The organism is Oceanispirochaeta sp. (assembly GCF_027859075.1).
Taxonomy (GTDB): Bacteria; Spirochaetota; Spirochaetia; order DSM-2461; family DSM-2461; genus Oceanispirochaeta.
In genome coordinates this window covers 1-17904 of record NZ_JAQIBL010000348.1, presented here as the reverse complement: position 1 = coordinate 17904, position 17904 = coordinate 1, and the positions used below count along the sequence as shown (strand labels likewise).

The following is a 17904-nucleotide window of genomic DNA, read 5'->3' as shown; positions in this document are numbered from 1 at the left end:
AGTTAATTCTACTTTTTAACAGCTTTCATAAGACTGCCGTTGATGAGGGACGTTAGATCCAGAAGAGTTCTTGGTACGGTCAGACCACCCTGTAACGCAATATAGCGGGGTTCCCAATGGGGATCAAACTTATCCTTGTACTGCCTCAATCCCTGAAAATTGTAGAAATTCTCTCCATGTTTGAAGAGGGTAGAACCCAGGCGGTTCCAGAGGGGAGCCAGCGTTTTGTCGGGTAAGCCTGAAAAAGGGGCCATTCCTAAATCAAAAGTCTTATATCCCGACTCCTGGGCCCATTGGATCAATCGGATGAAGAGGTAATCCATGAGTCCGGGAGGAGTGTTTCTGGTATAGCGCATCAAATCTATGGAAACCTGTTTCTGACCCGGAGATTCCCATAAATTGGAAAATGCTAATATTTTTCCCGATGAATCCCGGATGAGGGCCGTTCGAAACCGGCATAGATAGGTCTCATTAAAATACCCCAGGGAAAAGCCTTTCTCCCTGGCATTTTTATCTTCAAGCCAGTCATCTGATATTGTTTTCAATTCTGACAATACACTCTCAGTCTGGTCTTTTTCCAGGACTTCAAAGGTCAAACCTTCCCTGTTCAAGCGGTTTAGGGTGTTTCTCATTGAACTTCTATCATGACCCAGCATTGTAAATTTCTCCAGATTGACGATGGCATCCTCTCCAATCTTTAATAAAGAAAAACCCAGTTCTATATAATAGGGAAGATAGCGTGGTGTAATTTCATAGAATAAAGCCCGGCTGTCAAAATGATGAGTTTCCTGGCGGAACTTCCAGATCAATTCTCTGACAACTTCATCCGGACCTACAGGGTCGCCCATGGCAATCCAGGTTTTTCCACTGACCCCATACATCAAAAAACCCGATGGTTTTACAGGTTCTACAGCTGGAGGATAATAGAGAAAATATTTATCAGGAAGGTATGCCAGAGAGGCTTCAGAACCACCCCAGGCCTCAATCATCTCCGCAATATGATTCTTTCCTTCCTGATCTGTCTGCCCGGGATGGCTGGTGCCTGTACGGAAGAGAATATAAACAGAAGCTGTTAATAGAGTCATGACTACACCCAGGCTGGCCCGCAGAAAACGAGAGGCATCTGAGCGGACGGTGAATTTCCACCAGAGGGCATGGGAGTACTCTACATGCCGGTAGGAAAAGAAACCCAGATAGACGCTGGAGACCAGGACGATGGAAACCAGAACAAACCAGGATAAAGTCAGGCTGTCGGCTGTAATCCTTGCTTTTCTGTAAAAGAATTTCTTATAAGGCAGGAGAAGTAGAAAAAAAAGAAATAATACAGCCGCTTCCTCAAAATCCAAGCCTTTGAGTAAAGAAAATAGGCTTCCCGCCAGAAAAAAAGCCAGGGTCATAAAGTAGGAAGCCCTGGTCCGGTTTAATAAACCCAAAGCCAGAATCATCAGGATCAAACCACTGAGACTTCCCAGGAAATGGGAGGCTTCCACCAGGGGCAGAGGAACGACATCCCGAATCCATTCCATTCTTCCAGGCAGAGCGGGAGTTGTCCCGGAGAAAATCAGGATTCCACCACCGATGAAGGTCATAATAGAGAGAATCACAGGAAAATAACCAGACATCCATCGGCCCAGAGACCCTAAAATCCTGGTTGTTTTTTCTTTTTCTCTTACAATCTCATGTCCCAGAAATCCCAGCATTCCTGAGGCGAGAGGGATGAGATAGTAGACCAGGCGGTACAGGAAGAGGGAAGAAAAGAGCTGACTGGTCTCACCTTTTCCTGATAGGAAAAGGAGGATTAGAGATTCGAAGATACCCACACCTCCTGGAACACTGCTTAGGACTGACAAAGCCTGAGCCAGGATAAAGAGTCCCAGAAATTCCGGAAAAGAAATATGCAGAGACTGGGGAAGGAGGATATACAGGGCGAGACCGGCCATGACCCAGTCAATCAGGCTGTAGAAAAGCTGTAAGGGGACTAATGCCGCAGAGGGCAGGTTGAACTCGGCTCCCTTGATGATCAGAGGTTTTCTTCTAAACATCACGAGTAGAAGGTAAAGAGCAAGAATGGACATAAATAGAATTCCCAGCGGCCGGGTTGAACCAAAAGGAAGATGTGCCAGTTGGGGAATTTGAACGGGAGTGAAGACCATAAAAAACGAAGCAGATGCAATCAATCCAATCCAGAATGTGAGAAGACAAAATCCGAGGACCTTCATAATCTCGACTGCCGAAAGACCCTGGGCCGTATAAAAGCGGTAACGGACGGCACTTCCGGATAAAGCGGAAAGACCAATATTGTAACTGAAAAAATAACTGGTATAAGATGTGACCGCTATCTGCCGGTAAGGTAATTTTTTTCCCGCATATTTGACACCGAGAACATCATATCCGGTGAGAGCCGTATAGGAGAGAAAGGTGGCAACCAAGGCCAGTAGGATTTTCCCCAGTGGGACCTGTCTGATTTCATGCAGAATATCTTTGAGTTTATAGGCATGCAATTCCCGGTAGATGGAGTAGCAGGCTAGTGTGAAAATCAAAAGGATAAAGATCCATGTGAAGAGTTGAAGCCACTTTTTTTTCAATTCTTGTCCGCCTTCATTTGATCAATCCAAGTCTCTTATATGATGATTGTATAAGAGAGGGAACAGATTTGCCAGTCTTGGAGGTCTCATCAATGGTCTCCGTTTATCAGGCAGAATTGAACTTTCGATCTGATTTTTTTTTATTTACCTTTTCTCACGCAATTTTGAGAGTTAGAATGTTAATCATACCAATGATCATTTGAGAGGATAGGTACTCTTGAATTGATTAGTTGTCTGGAGTCCATACATGGCAAATAGTAATCGCAGAGAAACTCGAAGGACCCTCATGATTTATCTGGATTGTCTGGATGAAGAATCAAAGGTCGAGGTAGGTAAGATCGTTGATATTACGTATGACGGTTTTATGCTTATGTCAGAAAATCCAATCGCCCTGGGGAAAGGATCTCTCTATAGAATCCTTCTTCCGGGAACCGCTGCCTTTGCCGGTAAAGAATTGAAGTCCCGGGGCATTTGCCGCTGGGTCCGCAAGGATGATCTTCAGGAACTGTATTATATGGGTATTGCTTTTCTTAATACCGGAGAATTAGATCAGGGTGTGATAGACCTGCTTATCAGCAGGATCGGATTCAGTAACGGGCAGAAAAAAATCTTCACAGCAGCCGGTGATATTGAGTATAAATAAATAGGACAGGTTTAATTATGCAGAATCAGGATCTATTGAAAAAAATTGAAGAGACTCACGACGGGGGACGCAAACAAGACAATGTGGTCGTCATACCTCTGCTAAAATATATGATCATTAATATTCATGACCATAAATATGCACTCCATGCTGATGATGTGAGAGAGATCATCGGTGGGATCCCCACTTTTTATGTCCCTTTTACACCGCCCTATATCCGGGGGTTCATCAACAGGCATGGAGAACCCTATACCGTGATAGACCTCACCGTCATTTTTGAACGGGAGAACCTGGATTCCAACACGTATCTGATTTTAAAAAGGGATGATGATCATCTCTCCCTGCTGATATCAGATGTCCTGGAAATTGTGAAAATTCCTGAATCTGACCTTCATAAGATCACGTCCAAAGCTCAGGATGATGACTATTTCCTGGGTTCCATTTCTCCTCAAGAGGAAGAAATATTTGTACTGAACCTGGAAAGTGTTCTAAAAAAGCTGGAGGCAGATCTTGGCGCTGTATGAAACCAGCGGCGGCAGGCAGGATTTCTTACTCTTGAATTATGATAATGTCGATTTTTTCGTAAATAGAAGCCAGTTTTCAGGAAGTACAACCCTGAATGATATCAGGACGATAAAGAGTTCTCTGACGTATATAAATAAAGTGTTTAAATATAACGGAAACAATATTCTGTTGTTCGACTGTGATCAGTTTCTCAAGGATATATATGCCTGTGAAATAGGCAATAAGTCCTGCCTCTGTCTCCTGATGAGACTTGATAATTTCACTGACAAGAATAAGCCTTTGATTAAAAAACTTCTGGCCCGAAACCCCAGGATTTCTCAGGAATCTCTGGGGTTAATTATTACCAGTCATTCGGAAATTAAAAAGCTGGTGTTTGATGAGATTTATTTATCTCCCAGGGGGGTTCGGCGTCTACTGAGGGAACAGGGGCTCTATGGCTGCCGGTTTCCCGAGTCCGGACGCATCCAGTACTATATCGATCTGGAATTGATAATCATCAATGTGCTGAAAGGAAAAAAATCATGAGGATTGTGCTCGTGGATGATTCAATGCTGGTCAGAGGTATGGTGAAGACAATGCTGGAATCCCTGGGGGGCTATGATGTTGTAGGAGAAGCCGCAACCGGCAAGAAAGGGATTGAAGTCGTCCGCCAGCTTAAGCCTGATCTCCTGTTGATGGATATCAATATGCCTGAGATGGACGGCATAACAGCCACCGGGATATTGATGAAGGAAAGTCCTCTCCCCATTGTCATTTTGACCAGTGAAGATGTGGGCAGTATCGGATATATGGCGTTGAACAACGGGGCTGTCGAAGTGGTTCCCAAACCGGATATCTATCAGATGAATGATCCGGAATTTCTTGAAAATCTAAAGAATATCCTGGACCATGCCGTCCGGTTTTCATCTTTCAGATTCCAGTCTCACCCAACCAGCCCCTCCGCTGTCACACCCATGGGGATCTCCGCGGCAAAACCCGGCAGAAAAATCAGGATAGTTGTCATCGGAGCTTCCACTGGTGGCCCTTCGGCCGTCCGGATTGTGTTATCCGGCTTACCCGCAGATTTCCCGGTCCCCATTCTCATCAGTCAGCATATAGAGGAAGGATTTGACGGGGGATATGCCGAATGGCTGGATGAATCTGTATCCTTGAAAGTAAGATTGGCAAAAGATTATGATAATCTGAATGCTGGTTCCGTCCTGATTGCTCCTGCAACCCGGCATCTCCTGTGTTCTGAAAGTTCTGTCATGCTGGATGACGGTCCCAGAGTGGATAATCAGAAACCTTCGGTGAATAAAATGTTTTCATCAGCCTCCAAAGCCTTTGGAGCCGGCGTTCTGGGCGTCCTGCTGACCGGGATGGGGAGAGACGGCAGTCTCGGCTGTCTCGACATTGTAAAGGGCGGTGGAATCACACTGATCCAGGATGAAGAATCCTCAATGATTTATGGAATGCCCAAGGCTGCTGTTGAGCTTCAGGCTGCCAGTGTCGTACTTCCTCTGGACAGTATCGCTGCAGAAATAATCAGAAGAGTCGGTTGATTTTATGACTGACGAAGATTTTTTATTGCTGATTCAGTTTATTGAGAAGGATACAGGGATAACATTGCCCGAAAGTAATTATCATCAGGTACGCCAGTTTATAACAGAGGGATTGGAGCATTCGGGTCAATCATTCCATTCCTATCTGGAGATCCTCTCTTCGAATCCTGAGGTATATAATCGATTACTGGAAGCAGTCACTATCAATGAGACCTATTTTTTCAGGGAGGAGAAGCATTTTTCCTTTCTTGAAGAGCAGTTGTTTCCCCTTCTGAGTCAAAAAAACGAAGATATCAATATCTGGAGTGCCAGCTGTTCATCTGGAGAAGAAGCTCTTTCTCTGTATGCGTTGGGAATACAGGTGTTCGGGAACAAAGTATCTTCCTTTCATATGTATGCCAGCGATATAAGTGATGATATGCTCACCCGTTTCCGTAAGGGAATTTATAGAAATGGATCTTTTCGGGAGGATGGGCACTCTTATGCTCCTCTGATTCAGAACCTGGCCTGCCGTGATGATGATGGCCGCTGGATGATAGATTCTTCTCATATTGAAAAAATAGATATCAAGCTTAACAATCTCTTCCAGAAGCAGGGAGACCAGTATCCGCAAATGGATGTAATTTTTTTGAGAAACACCCTGATATACATGAATATGGAAAATAAGAGAATCATAATAGATAATGTTGCTGAGAAGCTGAAATCCGGTGGAGTTCTCTTTTTATCTACTTCTGAACTGCCTCTTATATCTCATCCTGCCCTGTTTGTAGAAGAGCAGGGGAATGTTTACTTTTTCAGAAAACACGATCCCGAGAGCTTGTCCCCTACATTGTTAAAGAAAAAAATCGTCAGTGCTGTCCATAGTCTGAGTTCTGATACATCAGCGCTTCCTCCAAGCCCCATAAAAAGAGAGTCTGAACGGGAAAGAAGCAGTGAACAGAATCTTTGCCGTCGTGTCGCCATCAGGCTGAACAATGAAATCTGCCGGAAAGGCAGTCCTGAGATGGAATCTGCTGTGGATATTGCAATCAAAGTTCTATATTACCTTCAGAAGAATGATTCTACGGGGGGATTGCAGTTTCTGGAGGAATGTCCGGAAGAGGATGTCCGCAATTTCCCCGGACTATTTTCTTTTCTGGAAGGATATTTCTATTACAGAATAGGCTTAACTGCCGAGGCTGAGGATAAATTTACTGAATGCTTGAAGTATAATCAGGATTTATGGCCGGCCCGTTATTATCTGGTCAGGATTCTTCCTGAATGCCAGAGTCGGAGGCTGGATTTACTTCAAAGGGTTATTGGTGATATCCGGGAATATATTGATAATCACAGATACGACTACCAGTTCATGCTGGAAGGTTTTAATGCCCGGTATTTTTTAATGATATGTGAAAGCATGCTTCCAGACATAAAAGGGAGGACTTGAGAATATGGCAATTGACCGAAATGATTTTCTTGAAAACTTTGTGAATGAGTCCCGTGAGAACATCCAGTCATTAGGCGATGTCATCATCATATTACGGAAAAACCCTTCGGATTCCGAAAAGCTGGACGAGTTTCTGAGGCTTCTGCATTCCATAAAAGGCAGTGCCAGAATGATGAAATACGAATCCATTGAGTCAATCGCTCATGGTCTGGAAGATATTTTCAAAGGTGTCCGGGATCAACGCTATATCATCACCAAGCCTTTGATTCAACTTGTCCTGACTTCTATTTCACATATGGAAGAAGCTCTTAATCAGATCTCTCTTCGCGGACATGATGATATCAAGATCAAAGGACTCCTGGATATATTTCAAAAAGCTGTTGCAGGGATTCCCTATTCTTTGACTCAGCTTGAAAATGATTCCAGCGGCGTTGAAGGCGGTCCTGATATGAACCATCGGGATACCATGGGAGGAAAGGATTACGATACCGTAAGGATTAAAATTTCCAAGGTTGATGATATTATAAAACAGCTGAATACACTGATCATTCAGCAATTCCAGTTCAAGCGGGAAAATGAAAGAATTCAGGTTCTGGAACAGAATCTTCGGGAAACCCGGAATAAGATTCATTCTCTCTGCGAGAGGCTGCCCGAATTGAAGGAGATTGATAATGAACTTCAAACAGAGTATAAAATGGTTCAGAACATTCAGAAGGGTTATTCAGAAGGAATGGTTCAGCTCGAACATTCCAGTTTTGATCTGCAGGAGTTAATTCTCGGACTCAGGATGCTTCCTCTGGAACTTGTTCTTGATCCATTAAAGACAATGGTGGAAGAAACCGCGCTGGCTATGAATAAAGAGATAAATCTGGAAACAAGCGGCACAGACCTTTTACTCGATAAGACGATTCTGGAGCAGATAAATGATCCTATCATTCATATCATCCGAAATTGCATAGATCATGGAATCGAGTCGTCTGAAGAGCGGGATTCTTCAGGAAAGGATCATGTAGGTCATATCACTATCAAATGCAGTTCTGAAAGCGGCAGAATCCTGCTGAGGATTGAAGATGATGGACGGGGGCTGGATTTCTCTGGCATTCGGAACAAGGCTTTGCAATTTTATCCGGATATGGAAGAAGAAATCTTGGAGATGGAAGACAGTGGTCTCACTTCTTTTCTGTTCCGTTCAGGATTTACAACCCGCGAAAGAATTACCAATCTTTCCGGTCGTGGTGTCGGCCTGGATATTGTCAGAACTAATATTGAAAATATCAAAGGCAAGATCACCCTCAGCAGCGAAGAGGGGCAGGGAACTGTCTTTTCCTTGTCTCTGCCTCTCTCCCTGGCAACGGTAGATGGTTTTTTCGTTTCGTCCCAGGACGAACGATTTCTAATCCCCGCTGCTTTCGTCCGTGAGATTCTGATCATCACCAGAGATGAAATTATGTCTATACTGAACCGGAACGCTATTCGGGTAAGGGATCAGATCATTCCGGTTTATCCTCTGGCGGCACTGTTGGATATCGATCGTATTACTAATCCCGAAAAATTGTCAGTCGTTGTTGTTGAATCTTTGGGGGATATCATCGGGATCATTGTGGATTCAGTTATTCAGTTTTCATCCCTCATTTACAAACCTCTTCCAGGCAATCTTGTAAATCTAAAGGTAATTCAGGGTGTTGTATTTGATGAGAATTTTGAAATAATTAATATTCTGTATATCCCTAATCTGATTAATCGTTTTAAAGGAATCCGGAATATTGAGTTCCGCAAACGATTTTCAAATGAAGAAAAAGAGTTTAAACAAATTCTTGTAGTGGATGATTCCCTTTCGACCAGAGAAATAGAGAAATCCATCCTGGAGTTGGACGGCTACAACGTTGAAATGGCAGTGGATGGAATCGATGCCCTGGAAAAGATGAGAAGCCGGTATTTTCATCTTATTCTGACAGATCTCAATATGCCGAGAATGGATGGAAAAACTCTGATTGAGAATATTAGGAGACAGGAAAAATTTGCAACCACGCCCATTATCGTTGTCAGTTCCGAGGCGGACGATGAGGCGTCGGTGACGAGTCTCGGTGCGGATGCTGTGTTTAATAAAAAAGACTTCGACAGGGGCAGTCTGCTTCAGAAAGTCAGGAATCTGATTGGATAATGAATGGGGTAAAAAGCGTATTGCTGATCAGTCGCTCCGGTTCTTCCCTCGGCGATTCACTGGTGGACCATTTCGGTGATAAACTGGATGTTCATGTCTCAGAGATGAGTAGAGGGGATGATTTTCTAAAGATTTCCACAGAGACTGATCTGATCATCTTTGATTTGACAAATGAAGCCGGATTACTGGATCGACTTCTGAGTATTCGGGAATATCTGCCTTTGGGAGACATTCCTGCCTGGGCTGTCTATGAAGAAAAGAATATCAGCCGTATGAACCTTTTTTACTCATTTGGAGGGAGCCGATATTTACATCGGGAGTCTCTTTTTCAGAATCTTCTGGATTATAAACCGTCCCCGAAGAGACCTCGATCTGCAGATCCGGCGGTCCTTCCGTCCATGTCCTCTTCTTCCCAGGGGCTCCGATTGACAGAACACCTGGATCTGCTCCGTCTGAACCAGATTGACTCGGATGTCCCGGGTGATGGACCTGGTCTGCACAGATATCTGGAATCCCTGCTGAATCAGATTCAGACCCTCGTTAAACCTCATCTGGCACTCATACTCATCAATGACAATATGCAGGCTTGTGCCTTTGTAAAACCTGACAAAATGGTTTTTATGCAGGATTACAAAGACTTTATGAACTTCTGCCTGGGTGATTTTTTCAGTCATTTCCAGGGATTGAATCTGGAAGAGGTAAAAGAGATCTTTTTTCTTGCCGGCAGAGAGGATTTTTCTAAGCTGAATATGAATCAGCAAAAGATCAGCTCCTATTTTTATCTTCCCATCTGCAACAGGAAAGGAGAAGTCGAGGCCTCTCTGCATCTGGGTCATCTTCAGAATAATTACTTTTCAGACAAAATGACCCAGAAGATCAAAGCGTATATCCAAATGAGATCGGGGACTTTCTTTTATGCCCTCCGGGCTCATCAACTGTCGCGTCGGCAAAAAAAAATTCTGAATATATTCGGTCGTTTCGTCCCCATGGAAATTATTCCGGATCTGATAAATAAGAAAAAATCAAAGGAAGAAGAGAAGGTCGAAAAGCGTGAAATCACCATACTGTTTTCCGATATCCGTTCTTTTACGACGATTACCGAAAAAAATGGGGCTCAGGAAGTCGTTGATTTTTTAAACAGGCACTTCAATGTTATGGTCTCCATTATCAAAAAGCATGGAGGCACCATCGATAAATTTATAGGAGATGCCATCGTAGCCATGTTCGGTGTGCCTATGGACACTGAAGATAAATCTGCCAGGGCGGTCAAGGCTGCTATTGAGATGATACAGGCACTTTCCAGTGTGGATTGTACAGATCTCATTCTGGAGAACGGGAAATATAATATAGGGATAGGGATTCATCAAGGATCTGCCATCATCGGCAATGTGGGCTCAATGGAAAAGGCTGATTATACCGCCATCGGTGATGTTATCGGTGTTGCCGAGGAGCTTGAGGCTCTCACGAAAAACTATGCCGGATCCATCCTTGTTTCTGAAGATGCCATGAAAAGGATCGGCCCCAGTCCCGTCCTGGAGTTGTGCGACACCATTTCGATCAGCATGGAAGAAACAATGCGCATCTATACTCCAAAAACCGGAGAGAATGATGTCTGAAGCAATTTTCTATCTGGAAGGGTCTTCCTTTCTCTCCGGAACCTATACTGCTCTTTTTTCCGAGTACAAATGGCAAATTTTTCAATCTGAAGAAGCCTTTATTCAGGCTTTCTTCCATGATCCTCCACCGGTTTGTCTTCTGGGCGATACCGGCTCTGAGCATCCTGTAGAGTTGCTATTCTGTATAAAGAGCATCAAGGGCTTTAATAAAATCCCGATTTTGTTTTGTGGAGAGCATGATTTTATTGAGATCCTTCCCGTGGATTATTGTTTATCCCGGGACCCTGATTCCTTTGACCGGGGGCGTAAAATCCTTGACCATTGTCTGAATAGAGGGCGTGAAATATTGAGTTCCCGAGGCACCTGGCAGGTTCCGGATGGTTTTGCTTCTCCGGGATTTCTGGAGCAAAGAGCCCGGTTTTTGATCCGCGAGGAAATCTCCCTGAAATATCTCCAAAGTGAACTGGAGGGTCTGGATATTACAGATTTGACTTTTGCTGAAGTTTTGGGAAATATAACATCCAGACTGTCCGACCTGGTCGATGCTGATTTTGTTTTTATTCACTGTTTTTCTCCTGAATTTCATATGACTCATCTCCATAGCCGTTTGGACATGACGGTGGATATGATGGACAAACTGGCAAGTGCCTGTCTGAAAAAAAGTGAAAAGAGAGAAGGAGTCCCTCCTATTCTCCCAGCCGTGTCGACTGGAGGGTTCGCCGGTCAGGTGGACTCAGAACATATCCGGATCATCAGCAGCCGGAAGCTCATTTATGAAGGGATTTCTCTAGGACATCTTACTCTGGGATCTCTTATGAATGCAGACTCACATATTCCTGGTCGGCTGGCAGCCCGCTGTGGAGAAATGGTCTCTGCTTTGCTTCAGAGAAGTATGACTTATTACAGGAAAATCGAGGACTCCCAAACAATTTATAGTGCGTTTTCCCAGTTTCTTCCCTCAGCCATTATTGATGATCTTCTTCTCAAGGAGTCTGAAAAAGCCCTGCTCACCGGCGAGAAAAGAAACATAACCGTATTGTTCTCCCATATGAGGAAATTTGATTTTATTGCTGAGAACAATGAACCTGGTAAGGTTGTCTCTTTTCTGAATGACCATTTTACAAATATGGTCCGCATCATTCAGAGTCATGGAGGAACCATAGACAAGTTCATCGGTGATGCGGTCTTTGCCCTATTCGGTGCTCCCATCAGTTATCTGGATAATACCCGCAGGGCCGCCGAGGCTGCTCTGGAAATGATCCGCCGATACAATGAGATCTCCATAGATGGTCTGATCCTGCCGGAGGAAGGATTTTCTATCGGGATCGGACTGAATGAGGGAGAAGCCATCATTGGAAATATCGGATGCTCTGACAAATTCGATTATACCGCTATAGGCGATACGGTTAATCTGGCCGCGCGTCTGGAAAGCCTGACTAAATACTATCATCAGGATATTCTTATCTCCAGGGTTGTCTGGGAGAGTCTGAGAAAAGAGTACTACTGCAGGCTGGTGGACAGGGCCAAGGTTAAAGGAAAAAGCACTGCCACAGAGATCTATTCCCTTGTTGTGAATCCGGCGCTCTACACACCGTCCTGGCAGAAACTTTTTATGAGAGCTTTGAAGATGTACACCCTGGGAAACTGGTATAGTGCTGCAGAATATCTGGAGAAGGCATTGAATCTTCTACCAGAGGATCTTGTTTCCCAGATTCTTTTGGAGCGATGTCTCGATTATCAAATTGTACAACCTGAAAACTGGGATGGTTCGGTCATCCTGGATTTTAAATAAAATCGTCCTCATCCTCATCCTCATCCTCTTCAAGGTCCGTCTTATAGCCTGACAAAAATTCGGCAATATTGTCGGACATTGTTTTCAGCCTCTGAGTGATATCGGCAGTAGATTTTGTAGAAATGACAAAATTGTTGATTCCCGCGGAGATCTGTTTCAGGGTGAGCAGTATCTGTTCGAATGCCAGGACCTGCTGCCTGATGGATGTGGAGATATCTTTGGCCGAGTCTGCAGATATTTCGGAGGTCTGGAGGATCTCTTCAAAAGTCTGATGGAGAATCTCGGTTAATTTTCCTCCTTCGTCAATCTTGTTCGTTCCATCTTCAGATGCGGTAATCAGGCGGTCTGATGAGTACTGTATTTCATTTATTTTATTTTTAATTTCGCTGGTGGAGTTCACCGTACTATTGGCCAGACGGCGTATTTCCGAGGCTACAATTTGAAAATTCTTTCCTGCATCACCTGCGGCGGATGCCTCCAGTTCTGCATTGAAAGCAATGATTTTGGTTTGATCGGCAATACTGTTGATGATGGTTACAATTTCCCAGATAGCCTCTATTTTTTCACTCAGAGACCTGATTCCAGAAATAGTATCATGGTTGGATATCCTGATTTCATCCATTTTAACCAGGCTCTGTTCCACATGGTCCACCCCCTTGTTGACGATGGATTTGGAATGATCGGCAATCTGTGACACCTCAGCTACTTTTTTCTCAATGCCCTTACTCAGTCTGTCTGAATCTTCCATGGTTGAAACAATTTCCTTAACAGCCGAGGCCTGTTCATTGGAGGTTGTTGATATCTCAGCGGAGGAACTGCTCATTTCCTGAATAGAGTCGTTCAGGGTCATTACATCTGATTTTAACCTCTGGACAATCTGCCTCATGTTGTCGGTCATAATATTGACCTGCTCTGCGATAACCCCTGTTTCATCCTGTCTGAGGACTTCGGCTTTCTGTGTGATATCGCCCCTGGATACAGCCGTTGCAATAATGCTTATTTCTTTCAGGGGTTTCAGAATATGTCTGAACAGGATAAAGATCACAAAGTTGATCAGGAAAAAAGTGACCAGAAAACCCAGGATCAAAATGCGTCTGATAGTCCTGACAGTTTTTAGAATTTCATCTGTTGAAATACTGGTCAGAACATACCAGCCCATAGATTCCACATTGGCTATACTGACCAGTCTTTCTTCTCCCCTGGACTCTCCCGGATAATATCCCGTTTTTTCCTGCCCTATCTCGGTGTTCTCCAGAAGTTGCTGCAGCTGAGTATTTGCCGGATTGCCATTTGTATCGATGAACAGATTTTCTTCCACTGATTCGGGATGATAAATAATCTTTCCTTTAGAATCGAGAACAATGGCATAGCCTCCGCTTCCGATTTTCAGCTTTTTAACCGCACTGATTATAAGGTCTGTATCTATTAAATATAAAAACTCTGATGAATAACTGGAAGCCCAGATGATCAGATTCCAGGGCGTGAAGGGGCTTAAATAACCGGCTTTCTTCCTTTCAGTTTCCTCTCCGGTATTTTTCCACATATATTCCAGGTAGCCTTCTTTCATCGCTATGGCTTTCTGCATAAACTCAAAGCCGCTGGCATCCACCCCTTGAGACTTCGGATGTATTTCAAGGACTCCCTTATAATCAATACCCGCCAGATAACCGCTGGTACCAATTTTTCCATAATCCGGATTCAGTAGAATCTTTCTGGAATTCTCATAGGCCTCTTCTTCGCTGATCTCGCCCTTCTTATACCTTGCATATTCATAGGCAAAAAGATCTTTTGTTTTATTAGCAATGGAACGGAGGTGATTTTCTACAGCTGATTGAACGTTCAGCTCTATGCTTGACCGAACCATTTCCGTTATGTTGGACAATTCAGTGATGCTTTTTCTTTCTGTATCTACTTTAAGAGTCTGGTAAATCAGGAGGGAAAGGGGCAACATTATACATATAAAGACGATATCCAGGGCAATCTGCATCTTTACAGACAGGCTTTTGATTCTCATTTCATCCCCTTTTTTCTTGGAACTGCTATAGAATTATTTTAAATAAGAAGACGGGAAAAAACAAACATAATAAATTGTTTTATATATTCCATCTATCTTGCTATAATTAAACCATATCAACTGAAGCCCGGGGAGTCATATGCGAAAAAAAATACAACAGACAAAGAGGCGTATTGCTTCAATTCTCTACTTCAGTCTCTTCATCTCTCTGTTCTCCAGCGAATTTATCAATTCTATGTATAATAATAGATTCGATGACCTGCAGATGACTTTTTCAGAGCGTATCATCATATCCTTCAAGCCCTCAGTTGTGGGGCTCTATATCATATTCACAACGATTCTGATGACTCTTATCTTCCGTTATTTATCCCCCTTGTTTCGTTTCCATACAGAAAAATATTCATCCAGAAAAGAGCGGGGGAAAGCTTATATTCTGGCAAGAAAAGCGGCCATAGGTGTTCCCAGGATGATCATCCTGTTTCAGATGGGAGTCTGGTTCATCGGTACGACCATTTATTATGCTATGAAAGGCTGGCAGGCAGATAGCGGCATTCCTTATCTTTTCGGACTCATGCTGAAGATTTCAAGCGGAATATTGGGAGCCTTGTATGTTGTTTTTTTCATAAACCTCCTGCTGATCCCCATAAAACGGGAGTTGAAGATCATTGATATCAGAGACGGAGAGAAGGATCTTTTTGCACGGTATAAAGACTATATTGCCATCATGGTTTCATCCTTTTACCTGATTGTACAAATGACCTATCTGGGTTGGTATTTTTCACAGTCCACGGATATTCTCAGCATGAATCAATATGTTGCTCCCGTCTTTTTTGTAGGACTCTTTCTTTTCATAATGAGTTTGGGGCCTAATTTTCTGTCCAGGATTGAGTTTCATCTGCAGATCAATGAAATCCTGTCTGAAATGAAGAATATCAGGACAGACAAGAGCGGAGAAGATCATGCGGAACTGATTTACCTCACGACGTTTGATGAACTTGGAGAATTGGCGGCTATCACGAACAGAGTCATGACCCGGTTTTCTAATATTCTCGGTAAGGTCAATGATGCGGTAAAACACCTTTCCATTTCCTCTGCCGACCTATTAGAGAACTCCCAGGCAGATGCAGGAGCCACCAATGATCAGGCTGCCGCAGTAGCCGAGGTTGTTGCGACCATGGAAGATTCAAACCGATTGAGCCGTCAAATGGGAGAGCTGGCCTTGACCGTTAAAAATCATTCGGAGAATAATCTGGATAAGGTCAGTCAGGGAATCCAGACTCTGAAGCAGTATTTGAATACCATGGCACAACTGAAAGATTCCAATAACAGGGCCATCGATTTTGTATATTCCCTCAATGAGAATATCAAGACCATCATAGATGTAAGCGCCATTATCAAGTCCATTGCCGACCAGGTGAAAATCATCGCTTTTAATGCAGAACTTGAAGCAGCTGCCGCCGGTGAGGCCGGGAAAAACTTTGAAATTGTGGCCTCCGAAGTAAGACGGCTCGCTGATAATACGGTCAATGCAGCAACAGAAATCCGTGAAAAAATCAATTATATTGAGAAAGAGAGTACGATGCTTCATAAGGCATCTTTAGAAACGACAGAACTGATAGATTCGGGGTGGAACCTTTCCCGGGAAACCGAAGCTTCCTTCGGGATCATTCAGGATACCTCAACCACGACCTCCCAATCGGCTCATTCTATCAGTGAAAACATTCAGATACAGATTTTAGGATTTGAACAAATCCTACTGACTATGAAGGAAATTTCATCGTCATCACAAAATGTTTCCATGAGGATCAAAACCACTGCCGGTACGGCTACAAGCCTGGAAGAATTGATACAGGTATTGAATGAATTAGCCGGGTAAGAACAATCGTGACTGTCCTCCCGGTTCTGAAAGGATATCCCCGTCTTTTGAAATGAAATAAATATATCGCTTTTTTTTTCCATACCGGATATTCTCTTTAGTATCATGAAAAACATTGAACAAATCAACGATAAGATCTCTTCCGGCAAAGCCGTGGTACTCACGGCGGAAGAAGTCATAGACTATGTAGACAAAAAAGGATTGGACCAGGCTGCCAGAGAGGTGGATGTGGTCACAACCGCGACCTTCGGCCCTATGTGTTCCTCCGGCTGTTTTCTCAATTTCGGTCACAGCAAACCCAAGATGCGGATGACCGAAGCCTGGCTGGACGATGTCAGCACCTATGCGGGTGTGGCTGCGGTGGATCTTTTTCTGGGGGCTACACAGCTCCAGGCCAATGATCCGGCCAACAGGGATTATCCGGGAGATTTCCGCTTCGGCGGCGGCCATGTTATGGAAAAGCTGGTGGCAGGTGAGGAAGTACAACTCTTTGCCCTGTCTTACGGTACGGATGAATATCCTCTAAAAGAGCTGCGCACAACATTTACCATTAATGATCTAAACCAGTGCATCATGGTGAATCCCCGCAACTGTTATCAGAATTACAATGTGGCGGTCAACACCTCAGACAGACCCATACATACCTATCTGGGATACCTGAAACCCCAGATGAAAAACTGCGGCTACTCCTCTGCCGGGCAGCTGTCACCCCTGCTGAATGATCCCTTCTACAGGACCATCGGTGTGGGTACCCGGGTTTGGCTGGCGGGAGCCCAGGGTCATGTTTATTCCGAGGGAACCCAGCACTCTCCCACATGTGAGAGGGGACATCTGGGAGTGCCTTCAGAAGGGGCCGGAACCCTGGCTCTGACGGGGGATATGAAAAAAATGCTTCCCGAGTTCGTGAGGGGAGTCAGTTTGAAGGGGTATGGCGTCTCCCTCTCCGTGGGGGTCGGGATTCCGATTCCCATCCTGGATGAACAGATGCTTCTGCAGACCACTGTGAGAGACCGGGATATCATGGCTCAGGTTATCGATTATTCCACCGATTATCCCGAACGGACCGGCCGGGTTCTGGGCAGTGTGAGCTATGAAGAGCTCAAGTCGGGCAGCATTATGCTGGATGGAAAGAAAATTGAGGCAGGAGGATTATCCTCCTACAGCAAGGCCAGGAAAATAGCCGGAATTCTGCAGGAGGAAATCAGAAGCGGTCAATTCCTTCTGACCCGGCCCATTGCCCCCCTCCCGCTCGAACAGTCTATGAAGCCCTTGAAGGAGGCCTCATCATGAGTACCGAGCCCATCACCAGAAAGCTCATGCTTTATTTTCCCGAGTGCGAAACCGAAAAACCCATCGTCTATCATCTGGTGAAAGATTATGATCTGATCATCAATATATTCCGGGCCAGAGTCACCCCGGAAGAGGAGGGCTATCTGGTTCTGGATGTCACAGGAACAGAAGAGCACATCCTCCAGGGCACCGAGTTTATCCGTTCTCTGGGCATCAGGATTGATGCTGTCAACAAGGGTCTGGCATGGGATGAAAACAAGTGTGCCCAGTGCGGCAGTTGTGTACCCCATTGCCCGACCAATGCCCTGTCCATTCCCGACCGGAACACCATGGAGATCGTCTTTAATACGGAAGAGTGCATAGAGTGCCTGAGCTGCATCAAGGTCTGCCCCTTTGCTGCGGTTTCATCCCTGTTTTAGGTTAAGGATTGTTGTA

General features: G+C 44.4%; 13 protein-coding genes. 11 read left to right on the top strand and 2 right to left on the bottom strand.

From position 1 onward, the window contains the following. Positions 1–8 precede the first annotated feature (8 nt). A complete protein-coding gene (gene mprF, locus PF479_RS19730; RefSeq protein WP_298010530.1) occupies positions 9–2585 on the bottom strand; it encodes a bifunctional lysylphosphatidylglycerol flippase/synthetase MprF in 2577 nt (858 codons plus the stop codon). 247 nt (positions 2586–2832) lie between these two features. Here mprF and PF479_RS19725 point away from each other — a divergent pair, with 247 nt between their 5' ends. From PF479_RS19725 to PF479_RS19690, 8 genes are read left to right on the top strand one after another with little or no spacing between them, the layout of a single operon-like run. After that, a complete protein-coding gene (locus tag PF479_RS19725; RefSeq protein WP_298010527.1) occupies positions 2833–3228 on the top strand; it encodes a hypothetical protein in 396 nt (131 codons plus the stop codon). Between the two features lie 17 nt (positions 3229–3245). Next, positions 3246–3752, top strand: coding sequence for a chemotaxis protein CheW (locus PF479_RS19720; RefSeq protein WP_298010524.1), 507 nt, complete (start codon positions 3246–3248; stop codon positions 3750–3752). Next, positions 3739–4278, top strand: a complete 540-nt coding sequence (locus tag PF479_RS19715; RefSeq protein ID WP_298010521.1) for a hypothetical protein — start codon at positions 3739–3741, stop codon at positions 4276–4278. Before PF479_RS19720 ends, PF479_RS19715 begins: the two co-directional genes overlap by 14 nt. Further along, positions 4275–5294: a chemotaxis-specific protein-glutamate methyltransferase CheB gene (gene cheB / locus PF479_RS19710; protein ID WP_298010518.1), complete on the top strand. Its 1020-nt coding sequence runs from the start codon at positions 4275–4277 to the stop codon at positions 5292–5294. The genes PF479_RS19715 and cheB overlap by 4 nt, the downstream gene beginning before the upstream one ends. Before the next feature lie 4 nt (positions 5295–5298). Continuing rightward, complete coding sequence (locus PF479_RS19705) at positions 5299–6720, top strand: CheR family methyltransferase (protein WP_298010516.1); 1422 nt, start codon at positions 5299–5301, stop codon at positions 6718–6720. 4 nt (positions 6721–6724) lie between these two features. Then, a complete protein-coding gene (locus PF479_RS19700; protein WP_298010513.1) occupies positions 6725–8881 on the top strand; it encodes a response regulator in 2157 nt (718 codons plus the stop codon). Continuing rightward, a complete protein-coding gene (locus tag PF479_RS19695; RefSeq protein ID WP_298010511.1) occupies positions 8881–10497 on the top strand; it encodes an adenylate/guanylate cyclase domain-containing protein in 1617 nt (538 codons plus the stop codon). Before PF479_RS19700 ends, PF479_RS19695 begins: the two co-directional genes overlap by 1 nt. Next, positions 10490–12289 carry an adenylate/guanylate cyclase domain-containing protein gene (locus PF479_RS19690; protein ID WP_298010508.1) on the top strand — a complete coding sequence of 600 codons (1800 nt, stop codon included), beginning with the start codon at positions 10490–10492 and terminating at the stop codon, positions 12287–12289. Before PF479_RS19695 ends, PF479_RS19690 begins: the two co-directional genes overlap by 8 nt. Here the strand turns inward: PF479_RS19690 and PF479_RS19685 are convergent. Next, complete coding sequence (locus PF479_RS19685; protein WP_298010505.1) at positions 12282–14303, bottom strand: methyl-accepting chemotaxis protein; 2022 nt, start codon at positions 14301–14303, stop codon at positions 12282–12284. The genes PF479_RS19690 and PF479_RS19685 overlap by 8 nt on opposite strands. Positions 14304–14442: 139 nt before the next feature. Here PF479_RS19685 and PF479_RS19680 point away from each other — a divergent pair, with 139 nt between their 5' ends. From PF479_RS19680 to PF479_RS19670, 3 genes are all read left to right on the top strand, one after another. Beyond that, positions 14443–16179 carry a methyl-accepting chemotaxis protein gene (locus PF479_RS19680; protein ID WP_298010502.1) on the top strand — a complete coding sequence of 579 codons (1737 nt, stop codon included), beginning with the start codon at positions 14443–14445 and terminating at the stop codon, positions 16177–16179. Between the two features lie 105 nt (positions 16180–16284). Further along, positions 16285–17469, top strand: a complete 1185-nt coding sequence (locus PF479_RS19675; protein WP_298010499.1) for a homocysteine biosynthesis protein — start codon at positions 16285–16287, stop codon at positions 17467–17469. Beyond that, on the top strand, positions 17466–17888 hold the full coding sequence (locus PF479_RS19670) for a 4Fe-4S binding protein (RefSeq protein ID WP_298010496.1): 423 nt from the start codon (positions 17466–17468) through the stop codon (positions 17886–17888). The genes PF479_RS19675 and PF479_RS19670 overlap by 4 nt, the downstream gene beginning before the upstream one ends. Positions 17889–17904: the final 16 nt, after the last annotated feature.